General features: G+C 35.5%; 16 protein-coding genes and 1 pseudogene. All 17 read right to left on the bottom strand.

Translation table 11 applies throughout. From position 1 onward, the window contains the following. Nucleotides 1-449, bottom strand: a pseudogene (locus HDT10_RS04445) (hypothetical protein); the annotation flags it as partial. A 9-nt stretch (nucleotides 450-458) separates the two neighbouring features. Beyond that, the gene (locus tag HDT10_RS04450) at nucleotides 459-986 is read right to left on the bottom strand and encodes an OmpA family protein (protein ID WP_290880460.1); all 528 of its coding nucleotides are present in this window, start codon (nucleotides 984-986) and stop codon (nucleotides 459-461) included. Between the two features lie 70 nt (nucleotides 987-1,056). After that, on the bottom strand, nucleotides 1,057-2,334 hold the full coding sequence (gene tolB / locus HDT10_RS04455) for a Tol-Pal system protein TolB (protein WP_290880463.1): 1,278 nt from the start codon (nucleotides 2,332-2,334) through the stop codon (nucleotides 1,057-1,059). A gap of 1 nt (nucleotide 2,335) precedes the next feature. Further along, nucleotides 2,336-3,076 carry an energy transducer TonB gene (locus HDT10_RS04460; protein WP_290880465.1) on the bottom strand — a complete coding sequence of 247 codons (741 nt, stop codon included), beginning with the start codon at nucleotides 3,074-3,076 and terminating at the stop codon, nucleotides 2,336-2,338. Further along, nucleotides 3,069-3,467, bottom strand: coding sequence for a biopolymer transporter ExbD (locus HDT10_RS04465; protein ID WP_290880468.1), 399 nt, complete (start codon nucleotides 3,465-3,467; stop codon nucleotides 3,069-3,071). The genes HDT10_RS04460 and HDT10_RS04465 overlap by 8 nt, the downstream gene beginning before the upstream one ends. Nucleotides 3,468-3,479: 12 nt before the next feature. After that, a complete protein-coding gene (locus HDT10_RS04470; protein ID WP_290880470.1) occupies nucleotides 3,480-4,049 on the bottom strand; it encodes a MotA/TolQ/ExbB proton channel family protein in 570 nt (189 codons plus the stop codon). Continuing rightward, on the bottom strand, nucleotides 4,046-4,438 hold the full coding sequence (gene atpC, locus HDT10_RS04475; RefSeq protein WP_290880472.1) for an ATP synthase F1 subunit epsilon: 393 nt from the start codon (nucleotides 4,436-4,438) through the stop codon (nucleotides 4,046-4,048). Before atpC ends, HDT10_RS04470 begins: the two co-directional genes overlap by 4 nt. A 9-nt stretch (nucleotides 4,439-4,447) precedes the next feature. Next, nucleotides 4,448-5,851 carry a F0F1 ATP synthase subunit beta gene (atpD, locus tag HDT10_RS04480; protein WP_290880555.1) on the bottom strand — a complete coding sequence of 468 codons (1,404 nt, stop codon included), beginning with the start codon at nucleotides 5,849-5,851 and terminating at the stop codon, nucleotides 4,448-4,450. A 24-nt stretch (nucleotides 5,852-5,875) separates the two neighbouring features. Further along, entirely contained in the window at nucleotides 5,876-6,763 is an 888-nt protein-coding gene (gene atpG, locus HDT10_RS04485) for an ATP synthase F1 subunit gamma (RefSeq protein WP_290880475.1), read from the bottom strand. 15 nt (nucleotides 6,764-6,778) lie between these two features. Continuing rightward, nucleotides 6,779-8,293 carry a F0F1 ATP synthase subunit alpha gene (gene atpA / locus HDT10_RS04490; RefSeq protein ID WP_290880477.1) on the bottom strand — a complete coding sequence of 505 codons (1,515 nt, stop codon included), beginning with the start codon at nucleotides 8,291-8,293 and terminating at the stop codon, nucleotides 6,779-6,781. Nucleotides 8,294-8,313: 20 nt separating this feature from the next. Beyond that, nucleotides 8,314-8,850 carry a F0F1 ATP synthase subunit delta gene (locus HDT10_RS04495; RefSeq protein ID WP_290880479.1) on the bottom strand — a complete coding sequence of 179 codons (537 nt, stop codon included), beginning with the start codon at nucleotides 8,848-8,850 and terminating at the stop codon, nucleotides 8,314-8,316. Between the two features lies 1 nt (nucleotide 8,851). Continuing rightward, nucleotides 8,852-9,367 carry a F0F1 ATP synthase subunit B gene (locus HDT10_RS04500; RefSeq protein WP_290880481.1) on the bottom strand — a complete coding sequence of 172 codons (516 nt, stop codon included), beginning with the start codon at nucleotides 9,365-9,367 and terminating at the stop codon, nucleotides 8,852-8,854. Nucleotides 9,368-9,377: 10 nt separating this feature from the next. Beyond that, nucleotides 9,378-9,803 (bottom strand): FoF1 ATP synthase subunit B', encoded by a 426-nt coding sequence (locus tag HDT10_RS04505; protein ID WP_290880484.1) that lies wholly within the window; start codon nucleotides 9,801-9,803, stop codon nucleotides 9,378-9,380. Nucleotides 9,804-9,866: 63 nt separating this feature from the next. Continuing rightward, nucleotides 9,867-10,775 carry a ParB/RepB/Spo0J family partition protein gene (locus HDT10_RS04510; RefSeq protein WP_290880486.1) on the bottom strand — a complete coding sequence of 303 codons (909 nt, stop codon included), beginning with the start codon at nucleotides 10,773-10,775 and terminating at the stop codon, nucleotides 9,867-9,869. Continuing rightward, a complete protein-coding gene (locus HDT10_RS04515) occupies nucleotides 10,775-11,566 on the bottom strand; it encodes an AAA family ATPase (RefSeq protein WP_290880488.1) in 792 nt (263 codons plus the stop codon). Before HDT10_RS04515 ends, HDT10_RS04510 begins: the two co-directional genes overlap by 1 nt. A 12-nt stretch (nucleotides 11,567-11,578) precedes the next feature. Then, complete coding sequence (locus HDT10_RS04520) at nucleotides 11,579-12,223, bottom strand: biotin--[acetyl-CoA-carboxylase] ligase (RefSeq protein WP_290880491.1); 645 nt, start codon at nucleotides 12,221-12,223, stop codon at nucleotides 11,579-11,581. Continuing rightward, the gene (locus HDT10_RS04525) at nucleotides 12,224-13,126 is read right to left on the bottom strand and encodes a methionyl-tRNA formyltransferase (protein WP_290880492.1); all 903 of its coding nucleotides are present in this window, start codon (nucleotides 13,124-13,126) and stop codon (nucleotides 12,224-12,226) included. Nucleotides 13,127-13,222 lie beyond the last annotated feature (96 nt).

Below are 13,222 nucleotides of genomic sequence, written 5' to 3' on the forward strand. Positions count from 1 at the left end.
ACAGATTCTGTCGTTGTCTCTTTTTTTAGAGCAGCAATCTGCTCTTTTAAATCGTTAATTTCATTTTGCATTTGTGTATTTGTTTTTTGAATCAAAGCCCCCAATGCAGAAATGCTGTTTTTTAGTTTGTCAATATTTTCGTTTTGTAGGGCAAAGTTAGAATCCATGTGCTTTTTAATTTCAGTTGATGTGGCATTGTTTTCACCTTGGACAGAATCAATTTTGCTTGTAAGATTTTGGATTCTTTGTATCTGTCCCTCAAAAATACTTTTTAAGCCTTCTTGCGATTCTTCTATCGTTTGGACTTTATTAGAAAGATTAAAAAGTTTTTCGTTAATGATTTGAGATTCACTCTTTGGCGGTGTGCTACCACCAGCATTAAAAGCTGATGGTTCTTGTCCAAGCAATAAACTAGTCGCCAATAAACTTGAAACAATTAATTTTTGCAATATTAAACCTTATGGCAACATTTTAAAAGTTACTTTTCTATTTTCAGCCCAGCATTCTTTAGTTTTAGCAGTACAAGTTGGTTTGCTTTCACCATAGCTTACGAGTATTGTTTTGCTTTCATCAACACCTTGAGCAACTAATGCGTTTTTCACTGCAACAGCTCTTTTGAGCCCTAAAGCATAGTTATACTCATCAGTTCCCCACTCATCAGTATTGCCTTCTACTCTCACATTTAATGTGCCCGCAGAAATAGAGGTTAAGATTCTTGCGTCTCTTTCTACAACAGATTGCATATCTGGACGCACGGTAAATTGATCAAAGTTAAAGAAAATATTGCGTAAGCCATCTTCTACATAGTTAATTCTTTCTTCAAGATTTACAAAATTATCTCTATTGTAATCATAACCGCTTCCATCACTTCCATAATATCTACCACTTTGTTGAACATTTGTGTCAGATTCTACATTGTTTTTGTTACTACAACCTGTTACCAATAATGCGGCTGCTAATGAGCCTAAAACTAGAAATTTTTTCATTTCTACTCCCTAAATTTGATTAAAAACGCGATATTATACCAAAAAAAATGTAATTTAGTATAAAAACTTTCTACCAATCCATAGATTGAATTGTGCCACCACTTAATGGGAAAAGCAAAGTTTTATTATAATTCAAACGAATAATACCAAGCGCGCTTTGATTACCCTCGTGTTTGACATACATAATCGTCTCACCATCTTTTGAGAAACGAGGCAATTGATTCACTCCATTGGCACTCAAACGACGAATAAAATCACTCTTGGTAGAAATCAAATAAAGATTGAAAGTATTGCGATTAAATTCATCACTTGTTTCGCGACTAGAATAGACGATATAGTTACCATATGCACTCGCTGCATTATTATTGCGTCCGTGATAAACCATTTGTTCCACTGTTCCGCTTACTTCCCCGCTTACAGGAATCGCAAAAACATTAGGATAGCCCAAGCGGTCAGAAATAAACATCACCCGACTTTCGTCTTCTATGAAATTCCCGCTTACATCAATGCCACTATAATTTGTAAGCTTCGTAACTTTTTTACTCGGTACATCATAAAGATAAATATCTGCTTGTTCATTAGGAGCCATTGTGAGGAGTAATTTGCTAGAATCACGACTAACATCTGAAGCCACTAACATACCATTACTCTCCAAAATTTTATGGTTTTGTCCATTCGTTAAATCAAATTTAAAAAGTGTGGGTCTATCTAAATATTTTGTATAATAAAAAGCATTTTGTGATTCGTTTGCCCATTTAGGAAAAATATTTAACCCCCCACTAATGATTTTTTGCTTATAAGTTAATGTGTAATCACTTATCAAAATTTCACTTTCGCCCGGAGTTGTATAATGTGAAAGAATCACCATTCTCTCCATCCAATCTACCTTAGGGGCTTTAATGTAATCATTGATGTCAATTGCCATTTTGTGCGCTAAAAAAGGATAAGATTCTACATTTGTGCTTTTATACTCTTTATTGAGAGCTAATAAGCCGGTATTTGCATCATAAAGTTGCAATTTTGCTTCCAAGTTTTCTTTTGTTACTTCCGCATTTACACGCGCAATGAGGTCAATTTTGCTTTTGCGGTATTCATCAAAATTTAATACCATTGCGCTCGAAACAGCTTCTGGAGATTCTTGTGTTGCAAAATGTCCTGTTACCTTTAAATCCGCAATGAGCATTTTAAAGATTCTTTGACTATATTCTCTTTGCGAATAATCTTTACCTGTATTTTGCACTAAAATATTAGGGAGATTCCCAAACTTTTTTACAACTTCTAGTGTCGCATCGATTGGTTCTGCCAATGCAAAACTAATACAAAACAACAAAAGATAAAATTTTTTCATCTTACACCTCGGTTTTAAAAGTTACCATAATATTGGTTTGAGCTCCACCTTCAAAGCGTGGAAATTCTTGCGTGCGCATTATATCCAAAAACTCTTGCAATGCTTTATCAAAATCTAAATTCCCCGATAATTGGATAATGGAATAAGAAAACTGCCCTAGTGCATTAATATTGATTTGCACTTCTGCTTTATGTTCTTGTAAGGTGCGCATAGGATTCCAATTTTGCGCCAAAATCTCTTGTACTTTAGCATAAAATTCATCGTATTCACCCTTTGGAGCAACGAAGCTTAAAGTTTTTTGAGTATCTAAATTTGCCATAATTTTTTCTAATTCACTGCTTAAATTTTCGCTTTGAGAACTTTGACTTGCTTTTTTCTTCTTGGCGATTTTATCGTTTTGACTTTGGGGTTTCAAGGCTTCTTTTTTGACAGGAATTTTAGAATCAATTTGTTTAAAAAGATCATTAATGCCCACACCACTATTTGCAGTTTTTGACACACTTTCTTTCTTGACTGGAATGTTCTCTACTTTTTTCTCTGCTTTCTTTTGGGCAATTTTAATTGTGTTTTTTGGCTGTATTTCCTCAATTAAATTAATGCTAAAAGTCGTTTCTTTATGAGAGGTATAAGCTTTAGGTGTTTTTTGGGCTACACTAAATTGCCAAACCAATAATGCAATCATTGATATATAGCTAAAAATAGCGATTCCGCCGCTTGTAAAAAATAAAATAATTCTAGCCATCAGTAACGAGTGAAACCCTTGTAAAACCTGTTTGCTTTGCAATTTTTAACACATAGATTACATCATCATATTTGAGATTCTTATCTGCTCTAATATAAACCTGCGTATTTTTATCGTAAGCATTCGCAAACATCACAAACACATCAGGAAAACTATCAAAAGTTAAAATATCATCTTTGAGATAAATTTTGCGTTCAATGTCCATACGAATTTCAATTTTAGAATCCTCTTGCATTGCTGCACTCTTTGAGCCTTGCGGGAGAGAAATTTCTTCTTGATAGACTATCACGGGAGCGGTTACCATAAGAATTGCCAACAATACAAGCATAATATCCACTAAGGGTGTGATATTCAAATCTGGCGTTTCGTCCCAATTAAAATGCGTTTTCATTTTATTTCAGATTTATAAATTTTTCGGAGAAATCAAGACATTAATTTGCAGTTGCAAATAAGTATTTAGCTCAAAAACTTTACGCTTGAGAAACAGATTAAAAGAATATGCAGGAACTGCGGTTAGAATCCCTGCCGCTGTTGCAACAAGTGCTTTTGAAATTACTGGGGCTATTACATCTAAAGTGGCTTTAGAATTTGTCCCTAGTTTAGAAAAAGCTTCTAAAATTTCTACCACAGTACCAAATAAACCAATGAAAGGTGCAGTAGAAGCTACGATTCCAAGAAAGGTTAAACCAATGGTTGCATCTTTGATTGCCTTATCTAATGAATATTGCAGCATAGGTTCTGTCAATTTTTTATCAATGCCAATGAGATTAGAACCCAAAAGAGAACTTTTTGGCAAAGTATTGCGTCCGCTTAGTAAAGTTTCAAGACATCTTTTTTCATTCCCTAATGCCATACTCAAAGAAAAATAGCGATAGAAAAAAATCCAAATAACTAAAATAAAATACAAAGAGAGCCAAGCTAGAACGACTATGGCAATTGTTCCATAGTCTCCTAGTAATGTAGCTAAATTCACAAAGAACTCTTTGCAGTATTTTCAATGCGAGAAACCACCATTGAAACTGCAAGATTATTATCTGTGGATTCTTCCAAAAGATTCTTCGCATTTGCAATGGCTTGTGCAATTTCACTTTCACTATCTCCGTTAATATCTACTGCCCCTTCAGCCAAGACATCAACACTTGTTTCATTGACTTTTGCATAGCCCCAATTAATGGCAACGATTTCTTTTTTATTATCTTTTTTCTCAATCTCTATCACACCTGCATTTAAAGTAGTTACAATGCCAATGTGTCCTGGCAAAACACCAAATTCACCCTCACTGCCCGGAAGAGTAACGCTTTTTACATCGTTAGAGAAAATTTTACCCTCTGGGGTAACAATATCTAATTTCAAGGTTTCCATTAAAGCTCCTTAGGCATTAGCTTTCATTTTCTCCGCTTTTTCAAGAACCTCATTAATGTTACCAACCATATAAAACGCATTCTCTGGAATATGGTCATATTTTCCTTCCAAGATACCTTTAAAGCCTTCTAATGTCTCTTGAAGAGTAACATATTTACCCGGACTTCCTGTAAAGACTTCCGCAACAAAGAATGGTTGAGATAAGAATTTCTCAATTTTTCTTGCTCTCTCAACGACTTTTTTATCTTCTTCAGAGAGTTCGTCCATACCCAAGATAGCAATAATATCTTGCAAGTCTTTATATTTTTGAAGTACTTGTTGCACATTAGTTGCTACTCTATAATGCTCTTCACCTACAACTTGTGGGTCAAGAATCCTCGAAGTGGAATCCAATGGATCTACCGCAGGATAAATTCCTTTTTCAGCAATTTTTCTGTTCAATACCGTCGTTGCATCAAGGTGAGCAAATACGGAAGCAGGTGCTGGGTCAGTCAAGTCATCTGCTGGCACATAAACTGCTTGAACTGAAGTAATAGAGCCTTTCTTGGTGGAAGTAATGCGTTCTTGCAATTTGCCCATTTCACTTGCTAATGTTGGTTGGTAACCTACCGCTGATGGGATTCTACCCAAAAGTGCCGACATTTCTGCTCCCGATTGTGCATAACGGAAAATATTATCAATAAACATTAACACATCTAGCCCTTTTTCATCACGGAAATACTCTGCCATTGTTAAACCTGTGAAAGCAATTCTATTTCTTGCGCCCGGTGGTTCATTCATTTGACCATAGCACAAAGCAACTTTATCTAAAACTCCGGATTCTTTCATTTCGTGATAAAGATCATTTCCTTCACGTGTTCTTTCCCCTACGCCTGCAAATACAGAATAACCACTATGCTTGAAAGCAACATTGTGGATAAGCTCCATAATAACAACTGTCTTACCAACTCCAGCACCACCAAATAAGCCAACTTTACCACCTTTAGAATAAGGCGCGAGCAAATCAACTACTTTGATACCTGTTTCAAACATTTCTGTTTTAGTGCTTTGGTCTTCAAAACTTGGAGCAGTTCTATGGATAGACCATTTTTCAGGGCTTTTTAATTCCTCTCCACCATCTACTACTTCACCAATAACATTAAAGATTCTCCCTAAAACTTGCTCACCTACTGGAACAGCGATTGGATTCCCTCTCGCAATAACTTGTTCGCCTCTTGTGAGTCCCTCTGTCATATCCATAGCAATTGCTCGCACTCTATTATCTCCAATATGTGCTGCAACTTCCAAAACCAATTTATGACTTCGCCCATCTACCGAGAAATCAATATCCAATGCTTCATTAATTGCTGGTAGATAAGAATCAAAATCTACATCTACAACAGGACCCATTACTTGAATGATTTTTCCTACCATATTTTCTGACATTTAATATACTCCTTATTTCATTGACTCAACGCCAGTATTAATCTCTACTAATTCTGTCGTGATTGCTTCTTGTCTTGCTTTGTTATAAGCAATTGTGAGAGTTTTTGCTAATTCTCCCGCATTGTTTGTTGCGGCATCCATTGCCTGCATACGTGCGCTGTGTTCTGCCGCTAGAGAATCTACAAGCGCATAATACATACTAAACTCAACATATTTGTTTGCCAATTCGTGCAAAATCTCATTTTCCTGCTCATTGGGTTCTACTTCTAAAACAGAGGTGCATTCTTTTGGCAAAACAATACTTTCAATTGGTAAAAGTTGGGAAACTTTCATCTCTTGTGAAATCATATTTTTGAATCCGTTATGTACCAAAATTACTTTAGAGGTAACTCCGCTCAAATAATCTGCAACTGCTTTGTTAATGAACTCTGCTGCTTGTGCATATTGTGGTGTAGCACTCAAGCCCACTACACTGTCCAATATCTCAATTTCATTAAATTTATAATATTCCACCGCTTTTTTACCAATTACACGCAAGCGCACTTTCATATTTTTGGTTTTATGTTCTGCGATAAGATGATTCACTTCTTTAATGGTATTGATATTGAATCCTCCGCACAAACCCTTATCCGCTGTTACTAGCACAATATCTACAAGCTTAGATTCTTCATTCCCTGCACTAAAATAGGGATTATCTTGCAAATTTTCACCACTTGCGACTTTTGCTTTAATTTCTGACAAGACTTCCACAATTTTATTTGCATACATTTTAGAACGTCTTGCCATTTCATCAGCTTTTTTCAATTTAGAAGTAGAAACAAGTTTCATTGCGCGTGTAGTTTTTTGAGTATTGAGAACGCTTGAAATCTTTTTTCTAATATCTTTTAGGTTGTTTCCCATAACAAACTCCCTATTTTACACTGCAAAACTAGACTTAAATTCCTCTAATGCTTTGCAAAGAGTCTCTTCAATATCTTTATCTAGCATTTTTTTGGAACGAATATCTTCGAAAATTTGCGGATATTTTGCTTCCAAGAATGGATACAAATCAGCTTCAAATTTTGTAATATTAGCTGTCGCCACATCGTCCATATAGCCTCTAGCACCAGCAAAAATAATCACAACTTGACGTTCAATAGGCAAAGGAGAGTAAGGAGGTTGTTTCAAAACCTCTACCATTCTTTGTCCTCTATCCAATTGCTTTCTACTTGATTCATCTAAGTCAGAAGCAAATTGAGCGAAAGCTTGTAATTCACGATATTGCGCTAAATCAAGTCTTAGAGTTCCAGAAACCTGTTTGGTCGCCTTAATTTGTGCAGCACCACCTACGCGAGATACAGACAATCCCACGTTGATTGCAGGACGAATCCCAGAGTTGAATAAATCTGTTTCCAAGAAAATTTGACCATCTGTAATAGAAATAACATTGGTTGGAATATATGCCGCCACATCTCCCGCTTGTGTTTCTATAATTGGCAGTGCTGTAAGCGAGCCAGCTCCAAGCTCATCACTTACTTTTGCTGCACGTTCTAATAATCTTGAGTGTAAATAAAACACATCACCAGGGAACGCCTCACGACCGGGAGGACGTCTAAGTATCAAAGACATTTCACGATAAGCCACCGCATGCTTACTCAAATCATCATAAACAATTAGTGCGTGTCTTCCATTATCTCTAAAATATTCTCCCATTGTTACACCCGCATAAGGAGCAAGATATTGCATCGCAGCAGAATCTGAAGCGGGAGCATTAACGATAATGGTATATTCCATTGCGCCGTGTTCTTCTAGTTTTCTAACTACTTGCGCAACGGTAGATTCTTTTTGACCAATTGCTACATAAATACAAACAACATCTTGTCCCTTTTGATTGATAATGGTATCAATCGCAACGGTTGTCTTACCTGTTTGTCTATCACCGATGATTAATTCCCTTTGTCCTCGTCCGATTGGCACAAGTGCATCAATTGCTTTTAAACCTGTTTGAAGCGGCTCATGCACTGACTTTCTAGCCATAATTCCCGGTGCTTTTTCTTCCATAAAACGATATTCTTTTGCTTCAATTGCGCCTTTTCCATCAATTGGTTCTCCAATAGCATTGACAACACGTCCCATTAGACCATCTCCTACGGGAACACGTAAGAGCTTTCCAAGACGTTTAACAGAAGAACCTTCTTTGATTTCCTTGCCAGCACCCAAAACAACAACACCTACACTGCCCTCTTCAAGACTTGACGCCAAACCTTTATCGCCTGTTTCAAACTCAACCATCTCATAGCTCATTGCGTTTTTAAGTCCATAAACTTTTGCAACACCATCGGCATATGCGATTACTTTGCCTGTTTCGGCAATATTTAAATCAAGTTCAAAATTATCAATTCTTTCTTTGATGATTGAACTAATTTCATCTGCTTGTAACTTTGCTACCACTATTACTCCTTATTTTAAAATTAAAATGCTTTTAAGATATGATTTCTTAAATCATTTGCAAATTTTTCTTGGGAAAAAGAAACTTCCACACCTAAATCTTCCACTACCAATTTAACTCCAGAATTTGCTACAATTTGCTGTTTTAATGAAAGATTTACACCAAGCTTTTTACTGAATTGGCTCTCAATTTCTTTCAACACTGCTTCATTATAGCTTTCACTCACGATAAGCTGTGCAATATATTCTTTATTTAAAGTAGCTAAATGAGACGATAATTCTCTATAAAGTTCTTCAAATAAATCTAAACGTTTGTGTTCTGCCAATGTTTTAATGAAATTAGACAATTTTGCACTTGCAGCATTATCTAAAATGTTTTTCAAAACAAATTCAGTTTTTTGCTCTTGCTCTACATAAGGAGATTCCACAATCTCTTTAAATTTTGCAATTCTATAAGCTCCTGCAAGCTTTCCTAAAGACTCTACAATCTCTTTTAATTCAGCTTCAGAAGTGGCTTTCGCTAATGCTTTAATATATCGTTTTGCAATTAAATCTTTCATCTTATGCAGCCTTTTTCAATAAAGATTGAATTAAAACTTCCTTACTCAAAGCAATGGAATCTTTGTTTAAAAATTCGGACAAAATCTCATCTACAATGATCTTCTCCGCCTTTCTTTGCTCAAAAGCAATATGCTCATTATATTGACGCACCAAATTCTCAAGCTCATTTTTTGTGCTTTCTTCAATCTTTTGCACAATGATAGCAGATTCCTTATGTGCAGCCTCTACAATATCTTTTGCAGTTTTTTTTGCTTCCTCTAATTGATTCATTGCTTTTTGCTTTGCTTTTTTAGAATCTTGCAACTTTTCTTGAATCTTTGCTAAAGAGTTTGCAATATCATCTCTACGCGCCTTAAAAACACCCTTAATTGCATCTGCTGCAAAATAATAAATCAGAGCAAAGAAAATCACAAAATTTATTGTTCTATGAATAATGTCAGTTTCCCCTCCATTGCCTGAAGCCAAAAGAAAACCGGGCACAAACAATAAAACCAAAAGACAAATCTTATTTCTCATCATCTACTCCTTATAGCTTTTCAAGTTTTGCTTTTAAGCTTGCTTTGAAAAGTGGAATTTCAGATTCCAAAGAATCTTTTAATCTAGCCTTTTCCTCTTGCAAACCCGCTACAAATACATTGTATTTTTGGGCTAACTCATCTTTTTTTTGAGAAATTTTCATTTCGGCAGTTTGCTTTGCATTTTCTTGTGCTTTATTTTTTATCAAAGCAGCTTCGGCTCTAGCGGCTTGCAAAATCTCATTAGCTTCTTTCTGCAAAGCCTTAATATCAGCTGTATTACCCTCTATCCCTTCGCTATCTTTTTTGATAGAAGCATCACGCGTATCCATAAACCCCAGCAAAGGTTTATAAAGTATGCGATTTAGCAAATAAATCAAAACAAGAAAAACAACAAAAACCAGTGCCATTACCCAAGGAGTTGGGATAATAGTCATTTGCACTCCTTTCTTTAAATCTAAAATACTTTTTATTTTATCACGACTTTTTCTAAGTTTTTCTTAAAAACTATGATTTGGTAAAAATTTGCTAAACTTTTCCACCTCCTCATCGTTACTAAACTCTACAACTAATTTATTTTTTAACAAATTAGCCTTAATGGATTTGGATTGCAAAATTTTACAAACATTTTTAAGCTTAGCCACAGAATCATAATTAAGGATATTTGATGATTTCAAGTCTTTTTTAATGTCTAAATTTTTAGAATCTTTCGTGTCTTCTTTAAAACTTTTGACAATTTTTTCTGTTTCATGCACGCTTAATTTTTGCCCTATAATAGAGTTTGCAACCAATATCTGCTGCTCTTTTGGTAATGTTACAAGCACTTTTGCGTGTCCTTGCGAAATCTTATTTTCTAAAATCATTGCTTGCACTTCTTGGTTTAGCTCCAAAAGTCTCAAAGTATTTGTAATTTGCGCACGAGACTTTGAAAGTCTTTTTGCAACTTCTTCGTGTGTGATTCCATAATCTTCAATAAGCTCTTTATAAGACTGCGCAAGGTCAATGGGGTTCAAATCTTCTCTTTGAATATTCTCAATCAAAGCCAATTCACGAAGTTTCTCTGCTTGCACATCTACAACAATTGCTTTAATGCTTTCCTTTTTTGCTAGTTTGCTTGCACGCAATCTACGCTCGCCTGCAATCAAAAAATAATGGTCTGCGTGTTTATCATCTTCGTAAATTAAAATAGGTTGGAGTAAGCCATGTTTTTCAATAGAAGTTGCGAGTTCTTGTAAGCTCGCATTGTCAAAGACTTTGCGGGGCTGCAATGGATTAGGTTTGATTTTGTCTAAATCAATTTCTACAACAAGTCCAGAATTGTCATTTAAATCGTTTTGATATGCTTCCTCTACTTCCCCTAGTATCGCACTTAATCCACGTCCTAAACCCACATTCTTTTTTTTTGCCATTAAGCCCTCTTTTCTAAAATCGCTCGTGCTAAATTTTGATATGCAATATTCCCCTGCGAACGCACATCGTATAAGATTACAGGCTTTCCAAAACTTGGAGATTCTGCAAGTTTAATGTTTCTAGGAATCGCAATTGCCTCTTTAGAATCATCTTCTTTAATCAATTGTCCATTGAAATGTTGGAGCAAATCCGCATAAACCTGACGAGAAAGATTATTTTGCGCGCTATACATTGTTGGCAACAATCCCTTAATCTCTAAAGTAGGATTGATTTCTTTTCGCAATAGCTTAATAGTATTGAGTAGCTGCGCTAAACCCTCTAAAGCAAAAAATTCACATTGAATAGGAATAATGACAGAATGCGCGGCACTCAAGGCATTGATTGTTAATGGTCCTAGAGCGGGTGGAGAATCTATAATAATATAATCATACACATCCATCACATCTTCAATTTTTCGTTTTAAAATCAACTCGCGTCCATTACGTTTTTGACTATAAAATTCTTTTTCAATCCCAACTAAGCCAATATTTGAAGGTGCTAAGTATAAAGTAGGAATTGAGGTTTTTTGGATAATTTGCGAAATCTTTTTCGTTCCAATCAGAACATGATAAATATTAAACTCAATGCTATTGCGATGGAATCCCAAACTCGTTGTAGCATTTGCTTGTGGGTCAACATCTACTAACAACACCTTTTTCTCTTCTACCGCAAGTGAGGCAGCAAGATTTACAGCTGTTGTTGTTTTCCCTACTCCTCCCTTTTGATTTGCAATACAAATCACTTCACACATTCTTTGCTCCAGTTATCTTAAACTATAAATCTTTTCGCCCTCCACAAGAATTGCCCCGTCCTCACAAAGCAAAGCATTGCGAAGAGAAATAATCTTCCCATTATGGTGAAAAGTATGATTGAAATTATTTGTAAATTCTAGCGAATATTTACTAAAAATTTGCTTCCAGCTAGATTTTTTTTTGTTATTTTCCAATCTTTCTATAAAAGATTCTAAAATTTTTTCTTTAGGGATTTTTATATCTAATGCTCCGAAATTTTGGCTTTCAATTTCCAAATTTAACCCGATTCCACAAAGGATTATCTCTCCTAATTTGGAACATAGAATCCCACCAACTTTTTGTTTATCAATATATAAATCATTGGGCCACTTTAACCAAATTTGCGAACCATTTTCTTGTAAAACTTCTTTAAATACAAATCCCATATAAATTGAAATAGATTCTAAAGGCAAGTCTTGCGGTAGTGAGTTTATCTGAAGTGCGAAAGAAAAATATAGTCCCTCTTTGACATTCTCCCACGCATTTCCTCTGCTACCGATTCCGCCACTTTGACGCTTTGCTACTACCATTATGGGCGGTTTTAATTCGCCTTTGCGAACCTTTTGAGACAAAAAAACTTGGGTAGATTCTATACAATCAAAATCTAAAATTTGCATTTATTCTAAAATATCTCCTAATTTTAGACGTTTCCCTTGTAAATATTGATAAGCACTAACAACCTTTTTTGAGGGGGCTTGCAAAGATTCTATCCAAACACTCCCCCTTTTGCAGCCTACTTTTATCCGCTCATCTGCAATTTGCAGAATCTCCCCTGAATGATTCTCACCCACAGATTCCGCAACTTTTACCCCTCTTAACTTTAATCCACTTTCCAAATAAATTTCGGGCCACCCCTCATAAGCAAGTGCTTTTCTCGTTAAAGAATCCGCATCATCAAAGGTTACTTTTCCCCATTCTTTTTTGATTTTCTTACAATAACTCGCCTCTGCATTGATTTGTTTTAAAGGCGCAATGGAATCCCATCGCTCCAAATACTCCAATATCAAGTCCGCAGCAGTTTCTGCTAGTTGTGAAAATAACTTTGGCGCATTTTGAAGTGTATTTTGGAATACTTTAAAGCCCAAAATATCCCCGCAATCTAATCCCTCATTCATTTGCATTGCAGTAACTCCAAAATACTTTTCATTATTTAAAATGCTTTGTTGGATTGGGCTTGCACCACGAAATTGAGGCAAAATAGAGGCGTGAAGGTTGATACAAGGAGCAAGATTCAATAGACTTTTGGGGAGGATTTTACCATAAGCCGCAACGATAATTTTGTCGCAAGAAAAATTTTTTAACTCCTTTGCAAAATTCTCATCTAATTTTTGGGGTTGCAAGATTGGAATCTTAGAGTCTTTTTCTAATAATAATTTTTTGGTCGCAGGAATTTGTAAGCGCATATTCCTCCCCGCTTTTTTATCCTCTTGACACACCAATGCACAAACTTGATGATGAGCCAATAAAGATTCTAAAATCGCCGCCGCATAATCTGGCGTTCCCATAAAAATCACTCGCATTGATTTCTTCCTTTTTAAATTATGGGATAATAGCAAATTTATATTTAACTTTAATTGGATTTTTACGGATTTTCAAACAATTTAGAATCCCAAATC

It is taken from the genome of Helicobacter sp. (genome assembly GCF_014799995.1).
In the GTDB taxonomy this organism is placed as follows: Bacteria; Campylobacterota; Campylobacteria; order Campylobacterales; family Helicobacteraceae; genus Helicobacter_D.

Coding starts and splice junctions, on each gene's coding strand:
- HDT10_RS04450 (WP_290880460.1), bottom strand. CDS start 986: ATGAAAAAATTTCTAGTTTTAGGCTCATTAGCAGCCGCATTATTGGTA.
- tolB (WP_290880463.1), bottom strand. CDS start 2,334: ATGAAAAAATTTTATCTTTTGTTGTTTTGTATTAGTTTTGCATTGGCA.
- HDT10_RS04460 (WP_290880465.1), bottom strand. CDS start 3,076: ATGGCTAGAATTATTTTATTTTTTACAAGCGGCGGAATCGCTATTTTT.
- HDT10_RS04465 (WP_290880468.1), bottom strand. CDS start 3,467: ATGAAAACGCATTTTAATTGGGACGAAACGCCAGATTTGAATATCACA.
- atpC (WP_290880472.1), bottom strand. CDS start 4,438: ATGGAAACCTTGAAATTAGATATTGTTACCCCAGAGGGTAAAATTTTC.
- atpD (WP_290880555.1), bottom strand. CDS start 5,851: ATGGTAGGAAAAATCATTCAAGTAATGGGTCCTGTTGTAGATGTAGAT.
- atpG (WP_290880475.1), bottom strand. CDS start 6,763: ATGGGAAACAACCTAAAAGATATTAGAAAAAAGATTTCAAGCGTTCTC.
- HDT10_RS04495 (WP_290880479.1), bottom strand. CDS start 8,850: ATGAAAGATTTAATTGCAAAACGATATATTAAAGCATTAGCGAAAGCC.
- HDT10_RS04500 (WP_290880481.1), bottom strand. CDS start 9,367: ATGAGAAATAAGATTTGTCTTTTGGTTTTATTGTTTGTGCCCGGTTTT.
- HDT10_RS04505 (WP_290880484.1), bottom strand. CDS start 9,803: ATGACTATTATCCCAACTCCTTGGGTAATGGCACTGGTTTTTGTTGTT.
- HDT10_RS04510 (WP_290880486.1), bottom strand. CDS start 10,775: ATGGCAAAAAAAAAGAATGTGGGTTTAGGACGTGGATTAAGTGCGATA.
- HDT10_RS04515 (WP_290880488.1), bottom strand. CDS start 11,566: ATGTGTGAAGTGATTTGTATTGCAAATCAAAAGGGAGGAGTAGGGAAA.
- HDT10_RS04520 (WP_290880491.1), bottom strand. CDS start 12,223: ATGCAAATTTTAGATTTTGATTGTATAGAATCTACCCAAGTTTTTTTG.
- HDT10_RS04525 (WP_290880492.1), bottom strand. CDS start 13,126: ATGCGAGTGATTTTTATGGGAACGCCAGATTATGCGGCGGCGATTTTA.